The sequence below is a fragment of the Bacillus sp. FSL K6-1145 genome (assembly GCF_038003425.1).
Classification (GTDB): Bacteria; Bacillota; Bacilli; order Bacillales; family Bacillaceae; genus Bacillus; species Bacillus pumilus.
This window is the reverse complement of the sequence record NZ_JBBOPC010000001.1, coordinates 3,321,818-3,348,048: the sequence shown is the minus strand read 5'-3', so window position 1 is coordinate 3,348,048 and position 26,231 is coordinate 3,321,818. Positions and strand designations below refer to the sequence as shown.

At 41.3% G+C, this 26,231-nt stretch carries 26 protein-coding genes; 21 read left to right on the top strand and 5 right to left on the bottom strand.

Annotated features, from left to right (window positions below; all coding sequences use genetic code 11):
• Positions 1-115 precede the first annotated feature (115 nt).
• From speE to argS, 5 genes are all read left to right on the top strand, one after another.
• Positions 116-946 (top strand): spermidine synthase, encoded by an 831-nt coding sequence (gene speE, locus MHH41_RS17025; RefSeq protein WP_003214614.1) that lies wholly within the window; start codon positions 116-118, stop codon positions 944-946.
• A gap of 69 nt (positions 947-1,015) precedes the next feature.
• Positions 1,016-1,888, top strand: a complete 873-nt coding sequence (gene speB, locus MHH41_RS17020) for an agmatinase (protein ID WP_003214818.1) — start codon at positions 1,016-1,018, stop codon at positions 1,886-1,888.
• Positions 1,889-1,966: 78 nt separating this feature from the next.
• Positions 1,967-2,314, top strand: a complete 348-nt coding sequence (locus tag MHH41_RS17015) for a hypothetical protein (RefSeq protein ID WP_340866585.1) — start codon at positions 1,967-1,969, stop codon at positions 2,312-2,314.
• Between the two features lie 124 nt (positions 2,315-2,438).
• On the top strand, positions 2,439-2,861 hold the full coding sequence (locus tag MHH41_RS17010; protein WP_003215400.1) for a DUF1934 domain-containing protein: 423 nt from the start codon (positions 2,439-2,441) through the stop codon (positions 2,859-2,861).
• Entirely contained in the window at positions 2,858-4,531 is a 1,674-nt protein-coding gene (gene argS, locus MHH41_RS17005) for an arginine--tRNA ligase (protein ID WP_050944459.1), read from the top strand. Before MHH41_RS17010 ends, argS begins: the two co-directional genes overlap by 4 nt.
• 51 nt (positions 4,532-4,582) lie before the next feature.
• Here argS and MHH41_RS17000 read toward each other — a convergent pair whose 3' ends face one another.
• Both MHH41_RS17000 and MHH41_RS16995 read right to left on the bottom strand, forming a co-directional pair.
• Entirely contained in the window at positions 4,583-4,900 is a 318-nt protein-coding gene (locus MHH41_RS17000) for a hypothetical protein (protein WP_003215379.1), read from the bottom strand.
• Between the two features lie 405 nt (positions 4,901-5,305).
• Positions 5,306-6,277: a S66 family peptidase gene (locus tag MHH41_RS16995; protein ID WP_340866584.1), complete on the bottom strand. Its 972-nt coding sequence runs from the start codon at positions 6,275-6,277 to the stop codon at positions 5,306-5,308.
• A 152-nt stretch (positions 6,278-6,429) separates the two neighbouring features.
• Here MHH41_RS16995 and cls (MHH41_RS16990) point away from each other — a divergent pair, with 152 nt between their 5' ends.
• From cls (MHH41_RS16990) to MHH41_RS16980, 3 genes are all read left to right on the top strand, one after another.
• On the top strand, positions 6,430-7,932 hold the full coding sequence (gene cls, locus MHH41_RS16990) for a cardiolipin synthase (RefSeq protein ID WP_284907440.1): 1,503 nt from the start codon (positions 6,430-6,432) through the stop codon (positions 7,930-7,932).
• 105 nt (positions 7,933-8,037) lie between these two features.
• Positions 8,038-9,753, top strand: coding sequence for an ABC transporter ATP-binding protein (locus tag MHH41_RS16985; RefSeq protein WP_050944708.1), 1,716 nt, complete (start codon positions 8,038-8,040; stop codon positions 9,751-9,753).
• 78 nt (positions 9,754-9,831) lie between these two features.
• Positions 9,832-10,830 (top strand): S66 family peptidase, encoded by a 999-nt coding sequence (locus MHH41_RS16980; protein ID WP_340866583.1) that lies wholly within the window; start codon positions 9,832-9,834, stop codon positions 10,828-10,830.
• A 29-nt stretch (positions 10,831-10,859) separates the two neighbouring features.
• Here the strand turns inward: MHH41_RS16980 and MHH41_RS16975 are convergent, their stop codons facing one another.
• The 3 genes from MHH41_RS16975 to cls (MHH41_RS16965) all read right to left on the bottom strand — a co-directional run bounded on the left by MHH41_RS16975 (position 10,860) and on the right by cls (MHH41_RS16965) (position 13,359).
• The gene (locus tag MHH41_RS16975; RefSeq protein ID WP_003215306.1) at positions 10,860-11,114 is read right to left on the bottom strand and encodes a hypothetical protein; all 255 of its coding nucleotides are present in this window, start codon (positions 11,112-11,114) and stop codon (positions 10,860-10,862) included.
• 73 nt (positions 11,115-11,187) lie between these two features.
• Positions 11,188-12,150, bottom strand: a complete 963-nt coding sequence (uvsE, locus tag MHH41_RS16970) for a UV DNA damage repair endonuclease UvsE (protein WP_340866582.1) — start codon at positions 12,148-12,150, stop codon at positions 11,188-11,190.
• A 12-nt stretch (positions 12,151-12,162) separates the two neighbouring features.
• Positions 12,163-13,359, bottom strand: a complete 1,197-nt coding sequence (gene cls / locus MHH41_RS16965) for a cardiolipin synthase (RefSeq protein ID WP_340866581.1) — start codon at positions 13,357-13,359, stop codon at positions 12,163-12,165.
• Positions 13,360-13,502: 143 nt separating this feature from the next.
• Here cls (MHH41_RS16965) and MHH41_RS16960 point away from each other — a divergent pair, with 143 nt between their 5' ends.
• From MHH41_RS16960 to rpoE, 13 genes are all read left to right on the top strand, one after another.
• Positions 13,503-15,614: a heterodisulfide reductase-related iron-sulfur binding cluster gene (locus MHH41_RS16960; RefSeq protein WP_340866580.1), complete on the top strand. Its 2,112-nt coding sequence runs from the start codon at positions 13,503-13,505 to the stop codon at positions 15,612-15,614.
• Positions 15,615-15,716: 102 nt separating this feature from the next.
• On the top strand, positions 15,717-16,892 hold the full coding sequence (locus MHH41_RS16955) for an acetyl-CoA C-acetyltransferase (RefSeq protein ID WP_340866579.1): 1,176 nt from the start codon (positions 15,717-15,719) through the stop codon (positions 16,890-16,892).
• 19 nt (positions 16,893-16,911) lie between these two features.
• Entirely contained in the window at positions 16,912-17,775 is an 864-nt protein-coding gene (locus MHH41_RS16950; protein ID WP_003214728.1) for a 3-hydroxybutyryl-CoA dehydrogenase, read from the top strand.
• 11 nt (positions 17,776-17,786) lie between these two features.
• Positions 17,787-18,899, top strand: a complete 1,113-nt coding sequence (locus MHH41_RS16945) for an acyl-CoA dehydrogenase family protein (RefSeq protein WP_137054270.1) — start codon at positions 17,787-17,789, stop codon at positions 18,897-18,899.
• Positions 18,900-18,915: 16 nt separating this feature from the next.
• The gene (locus MHH41_RS16940; RefSeq protein WP_340866578.1) at positions 18,916-20,058 is read left to right on the top strand and encodes an acyl-CoA dehydrogenase; all 1,143 of its coding nucleotides are present in this window, start codon (positions 18,916-18,918) and stop codon (positions 20,056-20,058) included.
• A gap of 352 nt (positions 20,059-20,410) precedes the next feature.
• Positions 20,411-20,602, top strand: a complete 192-nt coding sequence (locus MHH41_RS16935; RefSeq protein ID WP_310425428.1) for a hypothetical protein — start codon at positions 20,411-20,413, stop codon at positions 20,600-20,602.
• A 1,051-nt stretch (positions 20,603-21,653) separates the two neighbouring features.
• Entirely contained in the window at positions 21,654-21,944 is a 291-nt protein-coding gene (locus tag MHH41_RS16930) for an uberolysin/carnocyclin family circular bacteriocin (protein ID WP_025093875.1), read from the top strand.
• Between the two features lie 149 nt (positions 21,945-22,093).
• The gene (locus MHH41_RS16925; RefSeq protein WP_310425431.1) at positions 22,094-22,273 is read left to right on the top strand and encodes a hypothetical protein; all 180 of its coding nucleotides are present in this window, start codon (positions 22,094-22,096) and stop codon (positions 22,271-22,273) included.
• A 695-nt stretch (positions 22,274-22,968) separates the two neighbouring features.
• Positions 22,969-23,415, top strand: a complete 447-nt coding sequence (locus MHH41_RS16920; protein ID WP_339206223.1) for a hypothetical protein — start codon at positions 22,969-22,971, stop codon at positions 23,413-23,415.
• 13 nt (positions 23,416-23,428) lie between these two features.
• The gene (locus tag MHH41_RS16915) at positions 23,429-23,962 is read left to right on the top strand and encodes a stage II sporulation protein M (RefSeq protein ID WP_310425435.1); all 534 of its coding nucleotides are present in this window, start codon (positions 23,429-23,431) and stop codon (positions 23,960-23,962) included.
• Positions 23,963-23,992: 30 nt separating this feature from the next.
• Positions 23,993-24,607, top strand: a complete 615-nt coding sequence (locus tag MHH41_RS16910) for an ATP-binding cassette domain-containing protein (RefSeq protein ID WP_335365250.1) — start codon at positions 23,993-23,995, stop codon at positions 24,605-24,607.
• Positions 24,586-25,089: a hypothetical protein gene (locus tag MHH41_RS16905; RefSeq protein ID WP_310425439.1), complete on the top strand. Its 504-nt coding sequence runs from the start codon at positions 24,586-24,588 to the stop codon at positions 25,087-25,089. The genes MHH41_RS16910 and MHH41_RS16905 overlap by 22 nt, the downstream gene beginning before the upstream one ends.
• Positions 25,090-25,594: 505 nt before the next feature.
• On the top strand, positions 25,595-26,134 hold the full coding sequence (gene rpoE, locus MHH41_RS16900) for a DNA-directed RNA polymerase subunit delta (protein WP_003214586.1): 540 nt from the start codon (positions 25,595-25,597) through the stop codon (positions 26,132-26,134).
• Positions 26,135-26,231: the final 97 nt, after the last annotated feature.

Below are 26,231 nucleotides of genomic sequence, written 5' to 3'. Positions count from 1 at the left end.
TTACAATTTGATATGAATCCACTATACTTTTTTCTTGGACAATCGATATAGTCATAGCCGTTAAAGGCGCTAACAATAGATGTTTGTTTATTATTGGATGAGAGGAAGATGGACAATGAGCGAACTTTGGTATACAGAGAAGCAAACGAAGAATTTTGGTATTACTTTGAAGGTGAACAAAACCCTTCACACAGAACAAACAGATTTTCAGCATTTAGAAATGGTGGAAACAGAAGAGTTTGGCAATATGCTGTTTTTAGACGGTATGGTGATGACGTCTGAGAAAGATGAGTTTGTATACCACGAAATGGTGGCACATGTTCCTCTTTTCACTCATCCAAACCCAGAAAATGTTCTTGTCGTAGGTGGAGGAGACGGCGGTGTCATTCGTGAAATCCTGAAGCATCCAAGTGTGAAAAAAGCGACACTTGTTGATATTGATGGCAAAGTCATCGAATACTCGAAAAAATTCCTTCCTTCGATTGCTGGGAAACTAGACGATCCTCGTGTAGATGTCAAAGTTGGGGACGGCTTTATGCATATTGCTGAAGCTGACAATGAGTACGATGTTATCATGGTGGACTCAACTGAACCAGTTGGACCAGCTGTGAACCTGTTCTCTAAAGGATTTTACGCAGGAATTTCAAAAGCACTCAAAGAAGACGGTATTTTCGTGGCACAAACGGACAACCCTTGGTTCACACCTGAGCTGATTACAAATGTACAGCGTGATGTGAAAGAGATTTTCCCAATCACGAAGCTTTACACAGCAAATATTCCAACGTATCCAAGTGGTCTTTGGACATTTACCATCGGTTCAAAAAAATATGATCCACTTGCTGTAGAAGACAGCCGTTTCTTTGATATTGACACTAAATATTACACAAAAGAATTGCACAAAGCAGCATTCGTTCTGCCGAAATTTGTGAGCGACTTAATCAAATAAATGAAGCGAAGAGGAAATGCGCAAATAACAGTTTGCGCATTTTTTGAAGCGTAAAAGGAGGAATCTTGCATGAGATTCGACGAGGCTTATTCAGGAAAAGTGTTTATTGGAAGTCATCCGACATGGGAAGATGCAAAAGTCATTTTATACGGTATGCCGATGGATTGGACCGTCAGTTATAGACCAGGCTCACGTTTTGGTCCAAACCGTATTCGTGAAGTTTCGATTGGATTAGAAGAATACAGTCCTTATTTAGATCGTGAGCTGCACGAAGTACCATTCTTTGATGCCGGTGACATTCCGCTTCCTTTTGGAAATGCTCAGAAAAGCTTGGACTTAATTGAAGAGTATGTCGACAGCATTTTAGAAAAAGGGAAGTTTCCATTAGGAATGGGCGGCGAGCATCTTGTGTCTTGGCCGGTTTTCCGCGCGATGCATAAGAAATATCCTGATTTGGCGATTATCCATATGGACGCACATACGGATCTTCGTGAGGAATACGAGGGTGAGCCTCTGTCTCATTCTACCCCGATTCGTAAAGTAGCAGGACTCATTGGACCTGAGAATGTGTTCTCTTTTGGGATTCGTTCTGGGATGAAGGAAGAATTTGAATGGGCAAAAGAAGCGGGCATGCACATTTCTAAATTTGAAGTGCTGGAGCCGTTGAAGCAAGTATTGCCAAAGCTGAAGGGGCGTCCAGTTTATGTGACGATCGACATTGATGTACTCGACCCAGCTCATGCACCTGGTACAGGCACGGTGGATGCTGGCGGTATTACATCAAAAGAGTTGCTTGCATCCATTCATGCCATTGCAGGATCTGAGGTTCAAGTAGTCGGTGCAGACCTTGTAGAGGTAGCACCTGTATACGATCATTCCGACCAAACAGCGAATACAGCGAGCAAGCTTTTACGCGAAATGCTGCTTGGATTTGTGAAATAACACCTTGATAGAGGAGCTTGTCATCTCATGTGGACAAGCTCTTTTTTTACATGGATCAAAAAATAAAGGAGGCAGTTCATGTTTTCTTCTATATTGATGGTGCTTCTCGCCTTTTGTGTGTTAGCGGCGGGTTTTCTCACGCTGAAACGAGAGCTCGCAGCTGCGCCGCCCGTTTTTTCTTCGAAAAAGGAAGCAAAGGAAGAGATGTTGGGGCTGTTTCAAGATCGAGGCTTTTTCTATCTGACGGCCATTGCGTTATTCATGCAGGTGGTATTTAAGCGAGCACAGATCGTGCCATTTGATTTTTTTCAGGCATTTTTGGCAAGTTCAGGCGTACAAGCTCTTTTTTATTTAATCAAAAGAAAAGACATGGGCGTAAAGGCTGGATTGGTGGTATTAGTGAGTTTCCTGTTTCTTTTTTTCTAAAGTGATGGTGTAAGATCAAAAACGAAGTTTAATCGCAGTGAAGAAAAGAAATGATGGTATGATAGGCGATCATGAATATGGTATACTATTTTAGTTAAACGGGTCTTAGCAAAGGAAGTGCAAAATGACACAAAACCAAATTTCAATTCATGTAAAGTCAGTGATGAAACCAGAGACGGAGCCGGCTGAAACGATCGAATTCCGCACGACTGGAACGTATCAAGAAAAGAATGACAAAACGTATCTCACTTACCATGAAGAACATGAAATGGGTCAAGTAAAAACCGTTGTGAAAATGAGTGAAAAAGAAATTTTTGTCATGAGATCAGGGGCCATTCAAATGAAGCAGCGCTTTCTCATTGGAGAAACGACCGTCACACATTACACGATGCCATTCGGTACACTACAGCTTGATGTACACACACATGGCATTGATCTCGATGTGGACAAGGGACTGCTGCACATTACGTACGATATGCTGACAGGGGAAGATCAAAAGCATTTACATACATTATCCATTTCGTATAAGGAGGATTTACGTTCATGAATATCGCAGAACAGGTCAAAGATGCGTTAAAGGAAGAAATTATTGCGGCAGTCGTCAAAGCAGGACTTGCTGATGAAAGCCAGGTACCAGATGTCCTTTTAGAAGTGCCGAAAGATAAAACTCACGGTGATTACTCCACCAACATGGCGATGCAGCTTGCCCGCATTGCAAAAAAAGCACCTCGTCAAATCGCAGAGGACATTGTCAAAGCGTTTGATAAAGGGAAAGCTTCTATTGAAAAACTGGATATCGCAGGTCCAGGGTTCATTAATATTTATATGAACAATCAGTATTTAACAAAGCTGATCCCAGCTGTCCTTGAAGCAAAAGAGGCATATGGTGAAACGAATACAGGCGGCGGCCAAAAGGTGCAAGTTGAATTCGTCTCAGCCAACCCAACAGGTGACCTTCACCTTGGACATGCCCGCGGAGCAGCTGTAGGTGATTCTCTTTGCAACATCCTTGATAAAGCAGGGTTCGAGGTGAGCCGTGAATACTATATCAACGATGCAGGCAATCAGATCAATAACCTCGCTTTATCTGTAGAGGTACGTTACTTTGAGGCGCTCGGTCTTGAAAAAGAGATGCCTGAAGACGGTTATAGAGGAGAAGACATCAAAGGCATCGGGCAAAAGCTGGCAGATGAATTTGGTGACCGTTTCGTGCATGAGCCAGAAGAAGAGCGTATGATGTTCTTCCGTGAATACGGCTTAAAATATGAGTTAGAGAAATTACGTGTAGACCTTGAGAATTTTCGTGTCCCATTTGATGTATGGTATTCAGAAACCTCTTTATATGAAAACGGAAAAATCGAACCAGCGCTGGAAACTCTTCGCGCTAAAGGCTATGTCTTTGAAGAAGACGGCGCAACGTGGCTGCGTTCAACTGATTTTGGCGATGACAAGGACCGCGTGCTCATTAAAAAAGACGGAAGCTTCACTTACTTGCTTCCAGATATCGCATATCATAAAGACAAATTAGACAGAGGCTTTGATCAGCTCATTAACATTTGGGGAGCGGACCATCACGGCTATATCCCTCGAATGAAAGCGGCGATTCAAGCACTTGGATATCCTGCTGGCAAGCTTGAAGTAGAAATCATTCAGCTCGTTCACCTATACAAAAACGGTGAAAAGATGAAGATGAGTAAACGTACAGGAAAAGCCGTCACCATGCGTGATCTGATTGAAGAAGTAGGCCTAGATGCCACTCGTTATTTCTTCGCGATGAGAAGTGCGGCGACACATATGGACTTTGACCTAGACTTAGCGATTTCTACGTCTAACGAAAACCCTGTGTACTACGCACAATATGCCCATGCGAGAATTTGCAGCATGCTGCGTCAAGGGGAAGAAAAAGGCTACGAGCCAAACCTTGAAAAAGCAGATTTCTCTCACATTCAATCGGAAAAAGAATACGATCTTCTCAAAATCATTGGTAGCTTCCCAGAAGTTGTAGCAGAAGCAGCTGAAAAGCGTATTCCGCACCGTGTGACAAACTATATTTATGACCTTGCATCAGCCCTTCACAGCTTCTACAATGCCGAGAAGGTCATTGATGTAGAAAACGAAACAAAAACAACAGCACGTCTTTCACTCATGAAAGCAACACAAATTACGCTTGCGAATGCATTAAAACTCATTGGCGTATCGGCACCGGAAAAGATGTAAGAACACGAAGAAACCCGCTCGGAACGAGAGTGGGTTTCTTCGTGTTTTTCATCAATCAGCTTTTAAATCACTTTTATTTCTCTGAAAAATCTCAATTTCATAATCCTCTAATGCTTGTTTAGGAAGTTTCTTTTCTAAGACAGATTGCAAACTTGCCATATCTTTTGAAGTATCGATGCCGATGGAAATTGTGGGATCAGTCTTGATAATTTGATAGTTAAACAATGCATGCTCTTCCCATAATGAGTCCAATACGTGGATGACCTTTTCATCTAATTCCTCTTCAGAAAGGGTGAGAGTTTTTGAAGTGAAGCTTAATCCAACAATACAAAGAGTAATAAAAAACAAACCAATCAAACGTTTTATCATTATATCTCCTTCATATAGTTAATATATTCCTTTAATAGATCATAACATCCAATTGGATTTGTAGAAACAAGTTCATAAAAGGTCTTTTGAATTGATGATAATCAAACAAGGTTCCTTATAATTATTTAAATTGACTCCATTCAGAATATGTTAAATAAAAACATCCGCAATCTACTAGAGACAGCGGATGTTGAACATTACCCAAGCGTATTAATAATGTTAGAAATAGAATCAAATAATTGACTAAGTACATCAGAAAACATGTTTTTGCCTCCTCTCTTTTCTTTTTACATCTACTTAACGAAGGGGATGGAGGGTTGGATCACTTTTTCTAAAAAATTTTTAAAAAAGTTGGTGGCATAGAAAAAAGCACCACATATTCGGGTGCTTTTTGGCTTTTATTAGTTATGAATGAATACGCAGCTTCACGTCTCCATTTTCACACGCTAGCTGAACGTTTCCGCCAATCGGTAAGGTGAAGACCGGCTGTGTATGTCCGATATCGACATCGTAGATCACTGGAATGTGTTTGAGCATTGGGTGCTTATCTAGGATGAATCTCAAATGTTCCTCTGTCATCTTGGATTTCTTCTGAAAGCGTCCGATGATCAGCCCTTTAATGGATTCTGCATGCTGTAAGAGGGATGTGAGGTCTCTGGCGAACATTTCAGGGAAAACCAAATCATCATCCTCCACAAATAAGATGGCATCCTTAATATGAGGCATAAACGACGTCCCTTGCAGTAAGTTCAGTGTACAAAGGTTACCGCCATACAAGGTACCTTCGGCTGTTCCCTCTTGATATATTCCCCATTTCGTCGGATGAAACTGTCTGTTCGCTTGATCAAGATACCACGCATCATCACTCCACTTTGTCGAAGGATTCACATTAAAAGACTCACTACCATTCATCAAGCAGGCTTGAAACATAGCGGTCTGCTCCTCTTGTCCCTGTTCCATTTGAAAGCTGGAGAAATGGGGTCCAGAGTATGTCACCATCTCACATTTGGCAGTAATAGCACTTGCGAGTGCGGTAATATCACTGTAGCCGCAAAGAACTTTAGGATGCTGACGAATCAAGTCGTAATCAATATAAGGCAAGAGTTCATTGCAATTGAAGCCTCCAATGGCAGTCAAAATACCGTCAACTTCATCATTTGTGAACGCCTCATGCAGATCAGACAAGCGGTGTTCAATAGATGATGAGGAATGAAGATCACATTCAAATGCGTGCTGTCCAAAGGAGACAGTGAAGCCTAACATCTCTAAACGCTTTTTTGCTTGAGCGATTCCTTCTTTTGATAAAATGCTGGCACTTCGGCTTGGGGCAATGACACGAAGATGACTGTCTTTTTTTAAAGGAGGTGGTGTATGCATAAACAAATCTTCCTTTCCATCACATATTTATCCATTATATCGGATCAAATGGTCCAAGTCTGTAAAAGCTAGAAGAAAGAGGTGGACCGTGCGTTTCATACAAGCTGTGCAAAGGGTATGGAAAAGAAAAAGACAGAATGAGGGCGAAGAATGTGAAAAAGAGGAGACTGGAATTTTTATTTTTATATTTTATGATATTCGGGGCATATGTGGTGTATTGGTGGCCGGTTCCAGCGTGGAGTGTTCAGCTGTACGCAGCAGTTTATCTGGCCATTATTTTATTTAGTATCATCTCGCTCATGCTAGAGAACCGTACATCACAGCACACACTCTTATGGATGTATGTGCTAATCTTTTTCCCGATCATTGGCTATATGTTTTATTTGTTCTCGGGACAGCTCTATGTGAAAGGTCATTTATTCAAATCAAAAAGAATGTACAACCGTGAAAAACTACGCAGAATATCTGAGCTTGAGAGCAAGCCGGATGAATCAAGTCTAACCGAAAATCAGCGGACTTTTTTTCATTACACAGAAAAAGCAACAGGCATGCATGTGAACACAAATAGTGATATGGACATTTTAAAAAATGGGGAGGAGACGTTTCCCCGTATTTTTGAAGAATTAAAAAAGGCAAAATCGTTCATCCATATAGAATACTACATGTTCAAATCGGATTTCCTCGGGCACCGGATGATGGAGATTTTGATAGAAAAAGTGAAAGAAGGGGTAGAGGTTCGCTTCATCTATGATGCGGCTGGCAGCATTCGCTTCTCCCGAAAAGATATTAAACGCTTGAAGCAGGCAGGAGTCAAGGTCGCTCCTTTTCTGCCTTTAAAATATGGTTTCTTTAATCAAAAAATCAATTTCCGCAATCACCGAAAAATCGTGATCATTGATGGGAAGACAGGATTTGTCGGCGGGTTAAATGTCGGAAAAGAATATGTCGGACGTGATGAAAATATCGGTTTTTGGCGTGATACGCATACGATGTTAAAGGGTGAGGCTGTCCAAACCCTTCACTCTGTGTTTATGCTCGACTGGGAGTATGTTTCAGATGAAGTATTAATTGATGATCCGAAATATCATACTCCGCATCCTGTGACGGGAGAGGATGTCATTCAGGTTGTACCAACTGGACCCGATATGAAAGAAAGTATGAGTGATTTATATGATGCACTCATCTCAAATGCGAAACAATTTGTCTGGATTGCGACACCTTATTTTGTCCCAAATGAATCCCTTCGTACGGCATTGAAAATTGCTGCGACAAGAGGGGTGGATGTCCGGGTGATGGTTCCGGAGATCAATGATGGCTTTCTCACACAATACGCCACACGGTCCTATTTTTCTGAGCTCCTAAAAGAGGGCATCAAGGTGTATCACTATCAAAAGGGCTTCATGCATCAAAAAGTGATGATTGCAGATGGAGAACTTGCCTCTGTCGGTACCGCAAATGTGGATATGAGAAGCTTTCAGCTCAATTTTGAGGTCAATGTCTTTACGGCCGCGAAAAAGCCTATTGAGCAGCTGATGGCACATTATGAAGAAGATATGAAAGAATGTGAGCAAATGGGACCTGTTCATTTTTATAAAAGAGGCTTAAAAGAGCGATTAAAGGAATCGTTTGCTCGGTTGTTTTCTGGCGTTCTATGAGGATTTCTAGTCAAAGAAATCATTTCCTAATCTAGTATTTTGAAGAGGATTCCTCTATAATTGAAAATGATTATCAATTATAGAGGAAATGAGGTTCTTTTACATATGTTAAAACGCTTTTTCGCCTATTACAGGCCCTATCGAGGTCTGTTCTTTTTAGATTTCTTTTGCGCTGTCGCCGTTGGATTGATGGAACTGGGTTTCCCGCTTATCGTGAACTACTTCATTGATACATTGTTGCCAACAGGGAACTGGACAGTCATTGTCTGGACGGCACTTGCGCTGTTTGTCATTTATGCCCTCAGCTCGGTTATGCAATTTATTGTGTCGTATTGGGGGCATATGCTTGGCATCAATATTGAAACAGATATGAGGAAAAAGCTGTTTGATCACTTTCAGCGACTATCCTTTAAATTCTTTGACAACAACAAAACGGGGAAGCTCATGTCACGGATGACAAACGACCTCATGTACATTGGAGAAGTGGCGCATCACGGTCCTGAAGATTTGTTTATAGCGATTATGACAATTCTCGGTGCCTTTGCAGTCATGCTGATGATTAACTGGCAGCTGGCCATTTTAACCTTCCTCATCATGCCTGTCATCATTTGGCTCGCCCTACATTTTAATAAAAAGATGACGAAGGCGATTACACAGCTCAACAATGACATTGGAGACTTTCATGCGAGGGTTGAAAACAATATCGGGGGCATTCGTCTTGTTCAAGCTTTTGCCAATGAACATTTCGAGAAAAAGCGTTTTGCGGAAAACAACAACCGTTTTCGTAAGGCGAAGCTTCTTTCTTATAAAATTATGTCGGTCAATGGATCGATCAGCTATATTCTCACACGTCTTGTGACACTGTTTGTCCTTCTCGCAGGTACATGGTTTGTCCTGCAAGGTCAATTAACGGCAGGTGGCTTTATCGCATTTGTTCTGATCACAAATGTTTTATTTAGACCGATTGATAAAATCAACACGGTCATTGAAATGTATCCGAAAGGCATTGCGGGCTTTAAAAGCTATGTCGATTTGCTAGACACAGAGCCGGATGTGAAGGATACAGAGGGAGCACGTGATGTACACGGATTGAAAGGTGAAATTGAATATCGAAACGTAACATTTGGCTACGATGAACACAGTCATGTGTTAAAGAATATCGATTTAAAGATCAAACAAGGAGAGACGGTTGCGTTTGTCGGCCCTTCAGGAGCGGGGAAATCAACAATTTGCAGTCTGCTGCCTCGTTTTTATGATGTGGATGAAGGGGAGATCACGATTGATGGTATAAGCACAAAGTCGATGACATTGTCTTCTTTAAGGCAGCAGATCGGTATTGTGCAGCAGGATGTCTTTTTATTCTCAGGCACCATTCGTGAAAACATTGCGTACGGGAACTTAGAAGCCAGCGATGCAGAGATTTGGGAGGCTGTAAGAAGTGCGCATTTAGAGGAACTCGTTCAGCGTTTCCCAGAAGGGTTAAATACCGTGATAGGTGAGCGCGGCGTCAAACTGTCAGGCGGTCAAAAGCAGCGTCTATCAATTGCACGGATGTTCCTGAAAAACCCGTCCATTCTCATTCTAGATGAAGCCACATCAGCACTTGATACAGAAACAGAAAAAGCCATACAGGATGCACTGAGCGAACTAGCTGTCGGCAGGACGACACTCGTCATTGCCCACCGCCTTGCAACAATTAAACACGCCGATCGTATCATTGTCGTGACAGAGGAAGGTATTGAAGAACAAGGCCGCCACCAAGATTTAATTCAAATGGGCGGCGTATATAGCAGACTACACGAAGCGCAGTTTGGTCATTAAAAAGAAAGATAAAGCCCTTTTGATAAGGGTCTTTTTTTGTTAGGATAGAAAAAACTCGTGTAGGAAGGATCTGATGGAATGAAGGGGCTTCAGCGATTACAAAAAGGCGATAAGATCGGTATTTTTTCACCTTCAAGTCCTGCATCAGCGACCTCGCCTCTTAGGTATGAGCGGGCGAAGAAGTGGCTTGAGCAAAAAGGATTCTTTGTGGTACCAGGATCATTAACAGGGAAAGAGGATCACTACCGTTCAGGTACAATTCAAGAACGAGCCAATGAGTTGAATGAGCTAATGGCTCGAGAGGACTTGGCGTGCGTCATGTCAATGATTGGCGGGACAAATTCAAATAGTTTGCTGCCTTATCTTGATTTTGAGCTGCTGAAACAACATCCGAAAATCATGATCGGTTATTCAGATGCGACAGCGATTCTTTTAGCCGCTTACGAAAAAACGGGACTGCCTGTATTCTACGGACCGGCGCTTGTTCCATCTTTTGGGGAGTTTGAACCGTTCGTTGCTTATACATATCAGTCCTTCGAAGACATCCTGATGCAGCCTCAATCCATTCCTTATCAGATCAAAAAACCACCCTTTTGGACGGATGAACGAATCAATTGGGAAGAAAAGACGCGTGATAAAGGGCAGCGTCCGAACGATTGGCTGTGCGTCATAGAAGGACAGGTAGAAGGCAGGTTGATCGGTGGAAACCTGAATGCAATGTACGGCATATGGGGCAGTGGATTCATGCCAGCGATCCAAACAGGAGACATTCTCCTCATTGAAGATTGTATGAAAACCGCTTCAGTTGTAGAAAAAAACTTCTCTTTATTGAAAGTAAATGGAGTGTTTGAGCGGGTATCAGGGATTCTTTTGGGGAAACATGAGCTGTTTGATGATGAGGGAACGGGCAAAGAACCTTACGAGATTTTACTTGAGGTGCTTGGAGAGACAAAGAAACCGCTCATCGCAGATTTTGACTGTGCCCATACACACCCGATGCTTACGATGCCAATTGGGGCACAAGTGAAAATGGATGCAGCTTCAAAACAAGTGTGGTTAACGAAAGAGTGGATATAACAAAAGAGCGGCCTGATGGCTGCTCTTTTTTATGAAACCTTCTCTTTTTCAAATGGCTGCAAGAGATCTTGCGCTTTTTTTCCCTCTACGACAATTAAGTAGTCAGATTCTAAATGAGTGAGCCTGAAGGTTTCAAGCTCTACGATGTTCTTGATGTTACACATTGTTTTTTTAGAATACACATATAGACGATGTTGAGCCTGGTGGCATTTTTCATAAAGAGAAATAAGCTTATGTAAATTCAATGCTTTCGCAGCGATTTGGATTGAATAGATCTGAGACATCTTCATATCCTCCTGTTGATTACTTTCTCACAATAGCTTTGTTACCCCTGTTTGCACAGAGATAAACCTTTCTCTATGATTTCCACTCAATGGTTCCCCCGCCGGTTCGCTTGTTGCCTCTTATCGCAGACAGTTCTTCGACGAGTCTAAGAAGGGCCTGATCCTTTGACTTCGCCTCAATCATAAAATCTACATCACGCCCATACGGTTTTAATGCATGAAAAAGCGGTAAGACAAAGGACATATCTACACCATCTGCATGACTGCGTATGGCTTTTTCTGATTTCGGTGAGGATAAATGAATTTTAGGCGGAATACCAGTGCTCGTCCAAGTGCCGAACATTCTTGGCAGGATGTCTTCAAGCGCGGCATCGTCATCTTTATTGGCCACGTGATGATGGTAATCAAAAACAAAGGGAATACCGTGCTTTTCACATACACCAAGCGTTTCTAACGACGTATACGTTTTGTCATCATTCTCAAGCGTCATCCTCGCCTTGATATGCGCTGGTAGCTGTTTGATATTTTCATCAAAACGTTGAAGCGCCGATTCTTTATCACCGTACGCACCGCCCACATGAATGTTCATATAGCCTTCCTTTTCGAGCTTCATCGCCTCAAGCATTTGATAATGGTACGTCATGTCGATCACGGCATTTTCTGTGATTGAAGGCTTAGGGCTAGTAAACAAGGTGAATTGATTAGGGTGAAAGCTCACACGCAGCCCATGCCGTTTCACCAACTCGCCAATCTCAAGAAACTCCTTTTGGAAAGGTGTCACAAAGTCCCAGCGCACCTCGGGATGGGTCGCAAGCGGGACGATCGAACTCGAAAAACGGTAAAGCGGGATATCATGGGCGATGGCGAAATAGAGCGTTCTTAATGTATTCACAAGATTGGCTTTCGTTGTTCGCAATAAAGCCTCTTCTCTCTCTTCCTTCGAGAGCTTACTGTATCTTGCAAAGGTCAGCGACTTGGCAGGAGAAGCCTCCCACAAGGTGACGGCATTGGATACATAACCGAATCGATAACGCATAGGTCATCTCCTTTATAAAAAATAAGAGAACATGGCGGCAACCCATTCAAGCGGACGTGACAGAAGCGGACGCTGTGCCAATTTCTCTTCTGTCATAAGCTCAGACACTTCTATGTGCTCGCGAATCCTTTCCTCTACGTGGGCAGTAAAGTCGGTATCATCAATGGCGACGTCTACTTCCTCGTTTAAAAACAAGCTGCGTTTATCAAAATTTGCCGTACTGATCATAGAGCGTCTCTGGTCAATTAGAATGGCTTTCGCATGATAAAATCCTTTATAAAAACGATAAACAAGGCAGCCGGAGGCAATGAGGTCCTTCAAATAATGAAATCCAGCCTCTTTGACGAGTGGATGATCTGCTTTCATTGGGATGATGATTTCAACCGTGACGCCTCGATTTCGTGCATCAAGCAGTGCACTTAGAAGAGGAGCAGATGGAATAAAGTAAGGTGTACAGATGATGATCTGTTTCCTCGCCTGCTGAATATCTTTGAGGAACAAAGCTTCTAAAGAAAAACCAGCAGTCGCGCGTGTTGTGCATTGTAGTGTTCCCGGTTCCAAAGCAGGAAAAACCTCATATTGCAGCTGATGAATACCAGATGTCCGGTATAAATCATTCAAAAACACATGCTGGAGATCTGCGACAACTTGCCCCGTCATGCGCAAATGATAATCCTTCCAAATGCCAAACCGACCCTTTTTCCCAACATATTCATCGCCAATATTAAACCCGCCAATATAGCCAATCTTTCCATCAATTACCGTGATTTTACGATGATTTCTCATGTTTAACCGATATATCAAAAAAGGGAAACGAGGCTTATTTAAAAAGTAAAATTGGATGCCGCTTTTCTCCAGCATATCAATGGACTTTTGATCAAACGGATAGGACCCTAATCGATCGGTCAGTAAAAAGACGGAAACCCCTTGTTCCGCTTTTGCTTTGAGAGCTTGTAACACCCTTTGACCAATCTTGTCGTTCTTTACAATAAAGAACATCATATGAATAGAAGAAGAGGCGTGCTGAATATCGGTGAGCAGCTGATCAAAAAATGGTTCGCCATCATGATAAAAAACGGCATCACCGCTTGTTTGGTCAAAAGATCGTTCAAAAGCGCGGGTAGAAAAATATTTCTTTCCCATATAAAGGTCTAACAATATGAGACAAACGATGATAACGAGTACGAGTAGGATGATCAATGCGATCATAAAGCTTCCTCCTTTTTTGCATATTTCAATAGTGTACCCAAACGTGTAAAAAATATTGACTGAATACTCATTCATTATTTATGATAGAGGTACAACATGGAAACGGAACAAAGTGGGTTTTGGGGAATGAAAGGGGGAGCAAGATGAATAGCCTTTTAATCATGAACATGATCGCATTTGCGGCGGTGACCGCTTACGCTGTGTATTTGTTTATTTATCTCATTCGAACACGAGCAGCGTACATTCGTCTTGGCAAAAAAGAAGAGTTCCAACAAGACATGAAAAAACGCTTAGAGCGTGTTTGGGTCAATGTATTTGGGCAAAAGAAGCTGTTAAAGGACAAGAAGAGCGGCATCATTCATGTGCTGTTTTTCTACGGATTTATCCTTGTACAGTTCGGAGCCCTTGATTTTATTATGAAGGGACTCGTTCCAGATAGCGGACTCCCTTTAGGTCCGCTTTACGGTGTCTTTACCTTTTTCCAAGAGGTAGTCACACTTCTCATTTTAGTAGCTGTTGTTTGGGCGTTCCATAGAAGGTATGTGGAGAAGCTTGTCCGTTTAAAGCGTGGCTTTAAATCCGGTCTAGTGCTTTTATTTATTGGCGGCTTGATGCTGACCGTTTTACTTGGGAACGGGATGAATATCATCTGGCATGGACACTCTTTATCACCAACTGAGCCAATCGCATCCAGTGTTGCTTTCTTGCTGGGCGGTATTTCACCTCTTGCGGCAACGGTCGTTTTTTATGTCGCATGGTGGGTGCATCTCCTGATTTTGCTGACATTCTTAGTGTATGTCCCGCAGTCAAAGCATGCTCACCTCATTGCAGGGCCGGTGAACGTATTTGCCAGCAGATTAGACCCGCCAGGCAAGCTGCAAAAAATTGATTTTGAAGATGAGACACAAGAGACCTTCGGTGTGGGAAAAATTGAAGACTTCCGTCAGTCACAGCTGATCGACCTTTACGCCTGTGTGGAATGCGGGCGCTGCACAAATATGTGCCCAGCAACAGGTACAGGGAAAATGCTGTCTCCTATGGATTTGATTTTAAGGCTAAGAGATCATTTAACCAATAAAGGGGCCGCCATTACATCGAAGACGCCTTGGGTTCCGCAGCTTGCCTTCAGGCAGACAACAGGAAATCAGCTGGCGCTGCAGGCGAGAGGAGCAGGTGCAGAGGAATCGGCTGCCAGCTCGATGTATCATCCTTCTCTTATTGGTGAAGTCATTACAGAGGAAGAAATTTGGGCATGTACGACGTGCCGAAACTGTGAAGACCAATGCCCTGTCATGAATGAACACGTCGACAAGATTATTGATATGCGCAGATATCTTGTGCTGACCGAAGGGAAAATGGATGCAGATGCACAGCGTGCCATGACAAGTATAGAGCGCCAAGGGAACCCGTGGGGATTGAACCGGAAAGAAAGAGAAAATTGGCGTGAACTGAGAGAAGATGTGCACGTGCCGACAGTAAAAGAGCTGAAAAAAGCAGATCAAACCTTCGATTATTTATTCTGGGTTGGTTCAATGGGGGCATATGACAATCGAAGCCAAAAGATTGCGCTTGCCTTTGCAAAGCTTCTCAACGAAGCAGGAGTCTCCTTTGCCATCCTAGGCAATAAGGAGAAAAACTCTGGTGATACACCAAGAAGGCTTGGAAACGAATTTTTATTCCAAGAGCTTGCTGCGAAAAACATTGAAGAATTCCAGAAAAACGGTGTCACAAAGATCGTTACGATTGATCCGCACGCCTATAATTTATTTAAAAATGAGTATCCAGACTTCGGGCTTGAGGCAGAAGTGTACCATCATACAGAATTACTGGCAGAGCTAGTGAAAGAAGGGAAGCTAATGCCTGTACATGATGTGAATGAGGTCATCACCTTCCACGACTCTTGCTACCTAGGCAGATATAACGAAGTGTATGATCCACCGAGAGACATTTTAAAAGCAATCCCTGGTGTGACGCTGAGAGAAATGGAACGTCATCGTGAAACTGGTATGTGCTGCGGTGCAGGCGGGGGCTTAATGTGGATGGAAGAAGAGACAGGTACCCGAATTAACACTGCCCGAACGGAGCAGGCGTTACAGGTGCAGCCGTCCATCATTAGCTCAGGGTGTCCTTATTGCTTAACGATGCTGGGAGATGGCACGAAGGCAAAGGAAGTAGAGGATCAGGTAGGTACATTTGATGTCGCAGAGCTTCTTGAAAAATCAGTGTTTGGCGAGGCTGGAAAGCAGGTTTCGTAAACAAAACAGGCCGATGAATAGAATGTTCATCGGCTTATACATGGCGCTGTACATCTGCTGTTTAGATAATATGTAAGCGGTAACAAACGGGAGGGAACATACATGAGTCAGACGGTCATTGTATCTGGAGCAAGAACACCATTTGGAAAACTAGGCGGTGCTTTCAGTGGGTTGACTGCCGCAAAACTAGGCGGAAGGGCCATCAAGGCTGCGCTGGAAAGAGTGCAGGGATCACATCATGTGGATGAGGTCATCATGGGAAGTGTTTTGCAGGGAGGACAAGGTCAGATTCCTTCAAGGCAAGCAGCAAGATATGCTGATCTTCCGTGGTCCGTTCCGACGCAAACCATCAATAAAGTCTGTGCATCAGGAATGCGCAGTGTGAGCACAGCAGATCAAATCATCCGAGCTGGAGATGCGGAGGTCATCGTAGCGGGCGGTATGGAATCCATGTCACACGCCCCTTATTTGCTAAAAAAAGCGCGATGGGGCTACAAAATGGGAGATGGTGCGGTACAAGATGCGATGATTTTAGATGGATTAACCTGTTCGTTTACAGGCGTTCATATGGGTGAGTATGGGAGCATGGCTGCGAAGGAGCTCGGTATCACGCGGGAAGAGCAAGACCTTTGGGCATTAAGAAGTCATGAACGGGCGATCGAAGCGCAGAGAAACGGCTTTTTCCAGCATGAAATCACCCCCGTCACCGTCAAGACGAAAACGGGAGAGCGGCTGATCACAGAAGATGAATCCCCGCGGCGTGATACGTCATATGAACGGCTGTCAAAGCTCATGCCTGTTTTTGATCAAACGGGTACCATTACCGCTGGAAATGCACCAGGTGTCAATGATGGAGCAAGTGCGCTTCTTTTAATGAAAGACACATATGCAAAGCAGCATGACGTCATGCCAATGGCAGTCGTGCTTGGTCATACGCAGGTAGCTGTAGAGGCAAAGGATTTTCCGAAAACACCAGCCTTTGCTATCGAGAAAATTTTACAGAAAACAGGCAAGCGTCTAGAGGATATTGATCTATTTGAAATCAATGAGGCCTTCTCAGCTGTGGCGCTGGCATGTGAAAAAATAATCGGGCTGGACCGGCGGAAAATGAATATCAACGGTGGTGCAGTTGCGCTTGGTCATCCCATTGGAGCAAGCGGAACACGGATCATATTGACCTTGATTCATGCATTAAAACAAAGAGGCGGCGGTATTGGCATTGCGGCGATTTGCAGTGGAGGCGGTCAAGGAGATGCCATCATGATAAAGGTAGATTAAAAGGGAGGCGTTCATCGTCATGAGTACAGAAGAAACCGTCATGGTCGTTGGAGCTGGTCAAATGGGATCAGGCATTGCCCAAGTTTTTGCTCAGTCTGGCTACACAGTCCTGCTGCATGATGCATCTGAAAAGCAAATTCATCGAGCCATTTCCTCCATGACCAAACAACTGACGAAACGAGCAGAAAAAGGAAAGCTAGCCCATCAGGCAGTTCGAGATATTACGCAGCGGCTTGCCGTATCTACAGATTTAAAGGACGTGCAGCAGGCACGTTTAGTGATTGAAGCTGCATCTGAACAAATGAGTGTGAAAAAACAAATCTTTGAGACACTCGATCAATTTGCAGAGGCGAAGACGATATTTGCAACAAACACATCCTCCTTGTCGATCACAGAATTAGCAGCTGTTACGAGTAGACCGGAGCAAGTGATTGGCATGCACTTTATGAATCCGGTGCCTGTCATGAAACTCGTTGAGGTCATTCGAGCGCTGCAAACGAGTGACGACACGTATCAACTCGTTTGTGAAACAGCAAAGACATTAAACAAAACCCCAATTGAAGTGGAAGACTTCCCAGGGTTTGTATCAAACCGCATATTGATGCCAATGATCAATGAAGCCATTTACACCCTTTATGAAGGCGTGGCAGATGCAGAAAGCATTGACGGTGTCATGACGCTTGGAATGAATCACCCAATGGGGCCACTTCGTCTCGCTGATTTCATCGGACTAGATACATGTTTATTTATTATGAATACCCTTCATGAGGGACTTGGGGATAGCAAATATCGACCTTGTCCTCTTTTGAAAAAATACGTGAATGCAGGCTGGCTGGGCAAAAAGACAAAGAGAGGTTTTTACACATACCACGACCACTCATAGGGGGAGTCAAAATGGATGTTTTGCTTACGGATCAACAGCGACTCTGGAGAGAACAGGCAGCAGAATTTGCAAGACAGCGTATATTCCCTGAAGTGGAAGCCATGGAACAAGGTCAGTTCCCAAGAACACTTTTAGCAGAAATGGGACGACAAGGCTTTCTGGGGATTCCAATACCAGCTTCGTATCAAGGCTTAGGAGCAGATTTTACAACGTATATCATCGCCATTCATGAATTATCCAAAGTGAGTGCGACCATCGGTGTCATTGTGTCCGTTCATACATCTGTTGTGACGATGCCTATTTTGGCTTTTGGAACGAATGAGCAAAAAGAATCCTATGTTCCGCTGCTTGCATCTGGGCAGAAACTGGGAGCATTTTGCCTGACTGAACCGAAGGCAGGCTCAGATGCCTCCAGTATTCAGTTAAGAGCAGAGCGGGCGGGCGACCATTATGTGTTAAATGGTACAAAAATGTTTATCACAAGCGGCGGGGAAGCAGAACTGTATCTTGTCTTTGCCGTGACAGATCCTGCTTCTGCGAAAAAAAATATATCGGCATTCATTGTTGAGAAAGATACACCAGGATTTACGATCGGAAAAGATGAGAAAAAGATGGGACTGCACGGGTCAAAAACCGTTACGCTTCATTTTGATGCTGTGCGGATTCCAAAACAGCAGCTGCTCGGTGCAGAAGGAGAGGGCTTTCACATAGCCATGTCTAGTTTAAATGCGGGGAGAATCGGTATCGCGGCTCAAAGCCTCGGCATTGCAGAAGCCGCATTAACTGAGGCAGTGACTTATTTAAAGCAGCACCCGGCAGGTCTAGAAACGACCATTCGGCTGGGTGATTTGGCAGCGAAGCTTGAAGCAGCCAAACTATTAGTCTATCAAGCGGCTTCTTATAAAGAGGCGAATCGTCCGGTCACAAAGGAAGCATCCATGGCAAAGCTATTTGCCTCAAGAACGGCAGTTGAGATCAGTACAGAAGTGATCCATTTGCTCGGCATGGATGGTTATACGAATCGCTATCAAGCACAACGTTACTTTCGTGATGCGAAAGTTTGTGAAATCTATGAAGGAACAAGTGAAATTCAAAGGCTGGTCATTTGTAAACAGCTAATATGAAACGAGGTGGCTCATGATGCAGTTTCAATTAAGTGATGAACATGAAATGATTCAAAAAATGGTGAGGGATTTTGCGAAAAATGAAGTAGAGCCAACAGCAGCAGAGCGGGATGAGACAGAAACGTATGATCCAGCTATTTTTCGCCAAATGGCGGAGCTCGGTTTAACGGGCATTCCTTGGCCGGAAGAGGTAGGCGGGATCGGTAGTGATTATTTAGCCTACGTCATCGCAGTGGAGGAGCTTTCAAGAGTGTGCGCCTCTACAGGCGTCACCCTCTCCGCCCACACCTCTCTCGCCTCGTGGCCTATCTATACTTTCGGAACAGATGAACAAAAAGAGATCTATTTAAAGCCGCTTGCAGAAGGACAGAAGGTAGGGGCATATGCACTCACTGAGAGCGGTTCGGGTTCAGATGCCGGCGGAATGAAGACAACGGCAGTAAAGGCAGGCAATGAATACGTCCTGAACGGTGCGAAAATCTTTATTACAAATGGAGGCATTGCGGATTATTATATTGTGTTTGCTGTGACAGACCAAGAAGCTGCATCTCGAAATACGACTGCCTTTATTGTAGAAAAAGAGACACCGGGCTTCTCTGTTGGCAAAAAGGAAAGCAAACTGGGCATTCGCTCATCGCCAACGACCGAAATTCGATTTGAAGATTGCCGGATTCATGAAAGGAACCGGCTCGGACAAGAAGGAGAAGGCTTTAAAATAGCGATGATGACCCTCGATGGCGGAAGAAACGGTATTGCTGCACAGGCTGTTGGGATTGCACAAGGCGCTCTTGATGCAGCGGTCCAATATGCGAAGGAGCGCAAGCAATTCGGCAAACCAATTATTCAGCAGCAAGGAATCGCTTTTAAGCTCGCAGATATGGCAACCGCAATTGAAGCCTCCAGGCTGCTCACTTATCAGGCAGCATGGCTCGAAACGAAAGGGCTTCCGTATGGAAAGGAATCAGCTATGTCCAAGCTCTTTGCTGGAGATACAGCCATGAAGGTAACAACAGAAGCCGTCCAAATCTTCGGCGGCTACGGCTATACAAAGGATTACCCAGTCGAAAGATACATGCGTGATGCGAAAATCACCCAAATTTATGAAGGCACACAGGAAATCCAGCGCCTAGTCATCTCGCGCAAACTGCTAGATATGTAGAAACAAAGCAAAGACCACCTGGTGTGAGGTGGTCTGTTTTGGGTTTGGTTCATGAAGTATTAATCATTAGCATCATCCAAAGTTTTTTTATTTTAGGGTTGTAAAAGGATAGTGTCGGCAACAGGAAACAGCTTTAACGTATGAGTGATTTGTAACTGATGAAGTAGTGAGTATTGGTACATGTGAATTGGCAATATACCTACTAAAGAATTAGACCTCAAGAATAATATAGCGATAACCCACATACAAGGTAATAGTCAGGTTTTCCTGAATTTAAGATGATTTCCAGTATTGAGCCATATTATATTAGCCTTATGTTAAAATTGAGAAAATAAAAATATGGGAGGTTATTATGACCACAACTACTACTATCTTAGCGATTGTAACTTTGGTGATATGGATCATGGTTTCCACAGAACTTTCGAAGTCTTCAAAGAAAGATCAAAATGAAAAAGAAAATAGCCGTAGAAAATTAATTGTTTTAATGTTTGCAGGCATTATATTGACCATAGCAATAGTCATTTCATTAATTCAGAAACTCTAGCTTTAAAATAAACGAAAAAAGTGTATCGTTATGAAAGCTGTTTGAAAATTATATAAAAAAGTTCATCTCATTCACTAATGTGTTTAAACTTTGCAGAATTGTCACAGTTCAGCCTCATTTCTAACGTGTTGGTTATGATTCTTCCTACATAAATAAGCAATTCTTTTTTACCCGAATAGCTGAATCTTCTAAAGAAAATACAGAAAAATGAATATACAGAGGATTAATGCAAAAAGCAGCCATTATTTTTCATCATACGTTCAAGGATTTGAATAAAGGGTATCTATTTTGATATCAAACCGAAGTCGAGACAACTCAATATGAGTATCTCGATTTTTTTTGGAATTGAGGAAATTGATTCAACTTGACTAGGTAATTTAATCCATTTTATTCTTTTTTCACTTCAATTAGTAGGGACTTATGTTGTGTTTTAGAAAATAGTATATTTATCACATTTTCTAAATGTTACAATTTTTCAAAAGCTATGATAGGAACTGAAATGTATAAAGATACCTGATATATTTCCAAAAATGAATCACTTTTTCATACAGATACGGTTCTTCGCTCCTTAGGGTCAATGTGTATAACTGTACTTCCCATTCATCACTTCACTTGAATTCAAAATAAAATCAACTCTTTTTTCACATCCATCATGATTATTCAGTTAATTTTTGAACTTGGGCTCTGTCAACGGATGAACTCCGATTGTTCAAGAATATTTCAGTAATAATTGAAGGACTACAACGAGCATCTCTCAAAAAAATTCATCATGAAAGTTTACCTGCCTCTAAAAAAAAGCACTGAAGATTTGAAACGAATTGAATTTTGATAGTGTTTATCAGAAATTCTGACTAGATTTGAATGAATCAGAGCATTTTATGCTATTACATAAGTGCCCAGTAAAAATGGAAAATGAACGTAAATCATGATAAAAACTGATTACAAATACCGTTAATTAAATAAATATTACAAATTTTCCAAAAAAATATTGAAATGTAATTTACTTCTTGCTAGACTAAAGAAGTAGTAAATAATCGAAGGAGGTCATATTATGACGAAAGCAACAGATTCTAAGTTTTATGCTTTATTATCGCTATCACTTCTTGCGGTAACATTAGTAGCTTTAGTGATTGGTAATGGTTCTTTGATTGCAGCAAATCTAGGTGTTAGTACTGCAACTGCGGCAACAGTAGTTAATTTCTTAGATACTTGGTCCTCAGTAGCGACAGTCATTACAATCGTTGGTGTTTTCACTGGCGTAGGCACAATTAGTTCAGGTGTAGCTGCTACTATTTTGGCTATCCTTAAGAAACAAGGAAAAGCGAAAGCTGCTGCTTTTTAAACTAAAAAAAAATCATCTCAATCTTTAATTGAGATGATTTTTTTTCCAAAAGTCAGGTGAAATGGCGCTGATAGACAATGATTTGAAAACTAATTTAACGTTTTATGCCCATGTGGCTTGTAATAAAACATTAATTAGGAGGAAATTTCATGATGAAAGCAAATAAACTTGGCTCATTCTCACTATTGTTATTTGCAGTTACAATGGCATCTTTATTCGTTGGAGATGGTTCTTTGATAGCAGCCAATCTATGTGTTATTACTGTGGCTGCCGCTGCGATTATGGTTGTACATAAAAAACAAGGAGAAGTGAAAGCTGCTGCTTTTTAAGATGACTTATGCATAAAACTAATAAACTATTTAAAATATATGATCAAAGTATAATGGGGTACCTCAATTATATTGGGATGGTTCTTTTTTCTTTCATTGTGATGGGAGCGTTGATTTTATATCGGAGTGAGATTCCCGGCACTTACCTAAACAGCTTTGTTTTTATTTCAATATACATTGTAGCTACAGCTAATATTAATCGTTGTGTATTACCGTATAGAAGACAGCAGCCAGGCTTGGTCTTTGTCTCTAAACAATTGTTGTTGAAACATTTATTCTTTACGATTAAAAAAGGATATTCAGTTCAATTACTTTTGGCTTGTTTCATTGCTTTAACCTTTTTGTTAGTAGAAAATCAATATTTCATTATCATACTAGCACTTATTGTCGTGCTGCTTTCTTTTGCATCTCAATTATTGTCGGGTCTATTCAATATCATAAACAGAATACTTCTTTTGTTGCAATTTTGGTATATCATAACGTCCACTTTTGAAGCAGTTATGATACTGCAAATAGTACAGTTTCTTCTTATTTACATTTACATAAGTAATTCTCATAGGATACCTTTGACAACTGGACTTTCCTTCCTAAAAAGTGCGAATAAGCAATATAGGTCTGGAAATATTCTGTGTTTATTTTTGTCTTATATCGCTAGTAATAAAATATTAATCATTTTAATAGGCGCCTTAGTATCAGTGATTACTTATTTCGCCCAATCCTTTTTAACGAAAATAGAAAATCTACCTGCGCTCATTTTAGTCTATATAAACTTTATTACGATCTTAGAAATCTTAATAGGGTCGAAAAAGGAAGAGATTGTACTTGATAGGGCAAGAATCGAGACGTTGCAATCCTCTTTGATTGTGAGTCCGTACGAGAGGTTTAAATCCAGTACGATTTATTTACTATGTCTCGTACTGATTTTTGTAAGTATGTGTGGAATAGTCGGAGTAATGATCAACACGTCTGATATCTCAATCATTCTTAAAAATACGTTATCGCTGCCTTTAATCATCTTTATTGGGGTCGTATATTTCAGAAAAACAGAACTATTAATCAACGATTATGAACATAAGTTATTGAAGCTGTCCTTGCCAATTTTATTACTCATATGCATTACAATTTTCACGATTACTTCATGAAAAGAGGAGGAAAATGATACATAAAAGATTGAAGTATTTTCTGTGGTACTACTCTATCTACTGTATATTGCTGATAGGTACAGGGATTTATCTAGGGAATATAGTCAACAAAGATTTATTTGAAGCCGCACCACCAACTTCGGGTCAGGAATTTATGTCTGTAGTCCTGACACATAACTTAACGAACTTTGCGATGTATTTACTGGGGTTCTTGTTGTCACCGTTATTTCAAATAATGGATTTTGGAGGTTCGTCCTTCGTCATTACGATGGGTTTTAGAACGCTAGGAGCACAAGAAGCTTTAGGTAAACTAATTCCTCATGGGCTATTAGAATTTCCAAATATGTTGTTTTATCAAGGAATCAGCCAGTATGTGCTTTTCACACTAATTTATACGAAATCAATTAAAGCTGCTTTAGGTGTCATGAAAAAAATGATTCCTTATTATCTACTATCGTTAGTCATCCTAATAATAGCTGCTTTTATTGAAGGGTATGATTCTTTATTATTTTCTATCATGATGATCAATAATAGATGGTTTTATTGAAGACTCTATACGACAGAGAAGGGGATTCAAGTGGGATTAGAATTTGTAGAATGTACGAAGAAGTTCAGAAACAATACCATACTAGATAAAGTGAATTTTTCAATTCCAACAGGTCTCTTTCATTTAGTGGGGAGAAATGGTGCAGGTAAAAGCACTCTCCTTAAAATGATAGCTGGTTTAGATAAGAGGTACTCTGGAGATATTGAGGCAAACAAAGAATCGACTCTTTATTTAAATGTGGATCCTATTGGCATTCACCCATTTACAATTAGAGAAAACCTAGAGATTCTGTGGAATACGTTTAAAATTGTGCCGACTGAAGAACAGATGGGGAAAGTGAATGATTTTTTTGATGGTAACCTAGATGGTTCGTATAGCAGAGCATCTACGGGTATGAAAGCAAAGGTAGGATTATCTTTATTATTCGTGAAAGATTGGGAAACCATACTAATTGATGAAACCATGTCATCTCTAGATTCAGAGAGTATAGAGATGCTATCTGAGAGGCTAGTGAATCTCTCTATTAAAAAAATTTCAACCATCATATATGTTTCCCATAGCATGGTGAATAAACGATTAAACGATCATTCAAGCATTGTGAGTATAGGGGATGGGAGGCTATTATGGAACAACGTCCAAGAATAACATCACTGATATCATTGGTCATTTTTATTCTGGCCAATTATTATTTCGTTACTTTTGCTATTGAGTTGAATGGCTACATTTCGCAACTAGATGATTTAAGAGCTTTGTTAGAGGATATGTCCTATGAAACGATGCTGAATCTAATTGTTGTCATTACAACAATTCTAACCACCATCAGCCTATTAGTTCAGTATCTCATCGCAAAATTCCTATTAATCATCTTTACTCCAGAGGTTAAGGGTCATTTGTTTTATGCTCTAATTCCTAAGATCATCATTATGTTTATTAATGTAATATGTATGGGGATCTTGCAAATACAAAGCTTATGGCTGTACCTTTTCACGGCACTCATAGGAGCAGTGTTGATCTTGTTCTTTTTTCAATACAAAAAAGCGAACTGGAAAGCATCGATTCTCTTTGCAGCACCATTTATTATAGATGCTTTCATTTCCTTAGGAAAAGAAATAGTCGCTGTACTGTAATGAATAATAAATAGAGCATGAATTTTCAAGTGAAACAAAGCTTGCGAAAAGAAGTAACGGTATTCGCATAAAAGTGAATTCAAAGTTATTTGAGAAAAAAGGTTTTATACAATTTTTCATTATAGGTACACGTAAACTGAACCTGTTGACGTGTGCCTTTTTATACGCTTTATAAAAAATGGACAATCACTTCATTCGAATGATAGCCAAAATTTATTCATTCACCATTGCTGCCTCTAATTGTTCCCATTTTTTCGTTTGGAATGAATAAAACGGTTTACAAAATGCATGCCGGACACAAAAGCTAGACCCATTTCACCTAAATGATGAACCATTAGGTGAGCCCCTTGAGAAAAAATCAAAAATTAACATGATTAAAGGTGGCATAAACTCCCCTAATTTGTTTATAATGAGAGGTATGGTTTGTCGTAAAAATAAGGGATAAACACTTATTATTTCACTGATAAATGGATACATACATGTAATAGAAAGGGAGTGTCTGACCTTGAGTTTGAAAGAATACTCACAGGAACAGCTCAAGCACATGTCTTTAGTTGAACTTGCTTATGAAATTTTCAGAGACAGCAAAACACCGATTACGTTTTCCGAGTTAATAGATGAAATGGTCCGTTTACAAGGAATACAAAAATCTGATCTTGATGATCGCCTTGCTCAATTTTATACAGACTTAAATATAGATGGCCGCTTTATTTCGTTAGGTGATCAGAGATGGGGACTTCGCAGCTGGTATCCAGTTGATCAAATCGAAGAAGAAGTTCAGCCAGCTGTGAAAACAAAAGCGAAAAAGAAAAAAACAAAAGCAGCTGTCGTTGAAGAAGACTTCGATGAAATTGAAGAGGAAGAGGAAATCGAAGAGCTTGAAGAAGACCTTGATCTTGTTGAAGACGACGATGATCTCGACCTAGACGATGATGAGGAAATTGAGGAAGATATAGAAGAATTCGACGAAGATGATGACGAAGATGATGACGGCTTAACAGAAATTGACGAAGACGATTTAGACGATAAAGAGGAAGAGAAATAACCCTCATAAACCGGTCCTCAAAACAGGACAAAACCGTCTTGACTTTCGAGAGCGAACTATGTAGTATGTATTTTGGGCTCTCTAAAAAGAGTACGTA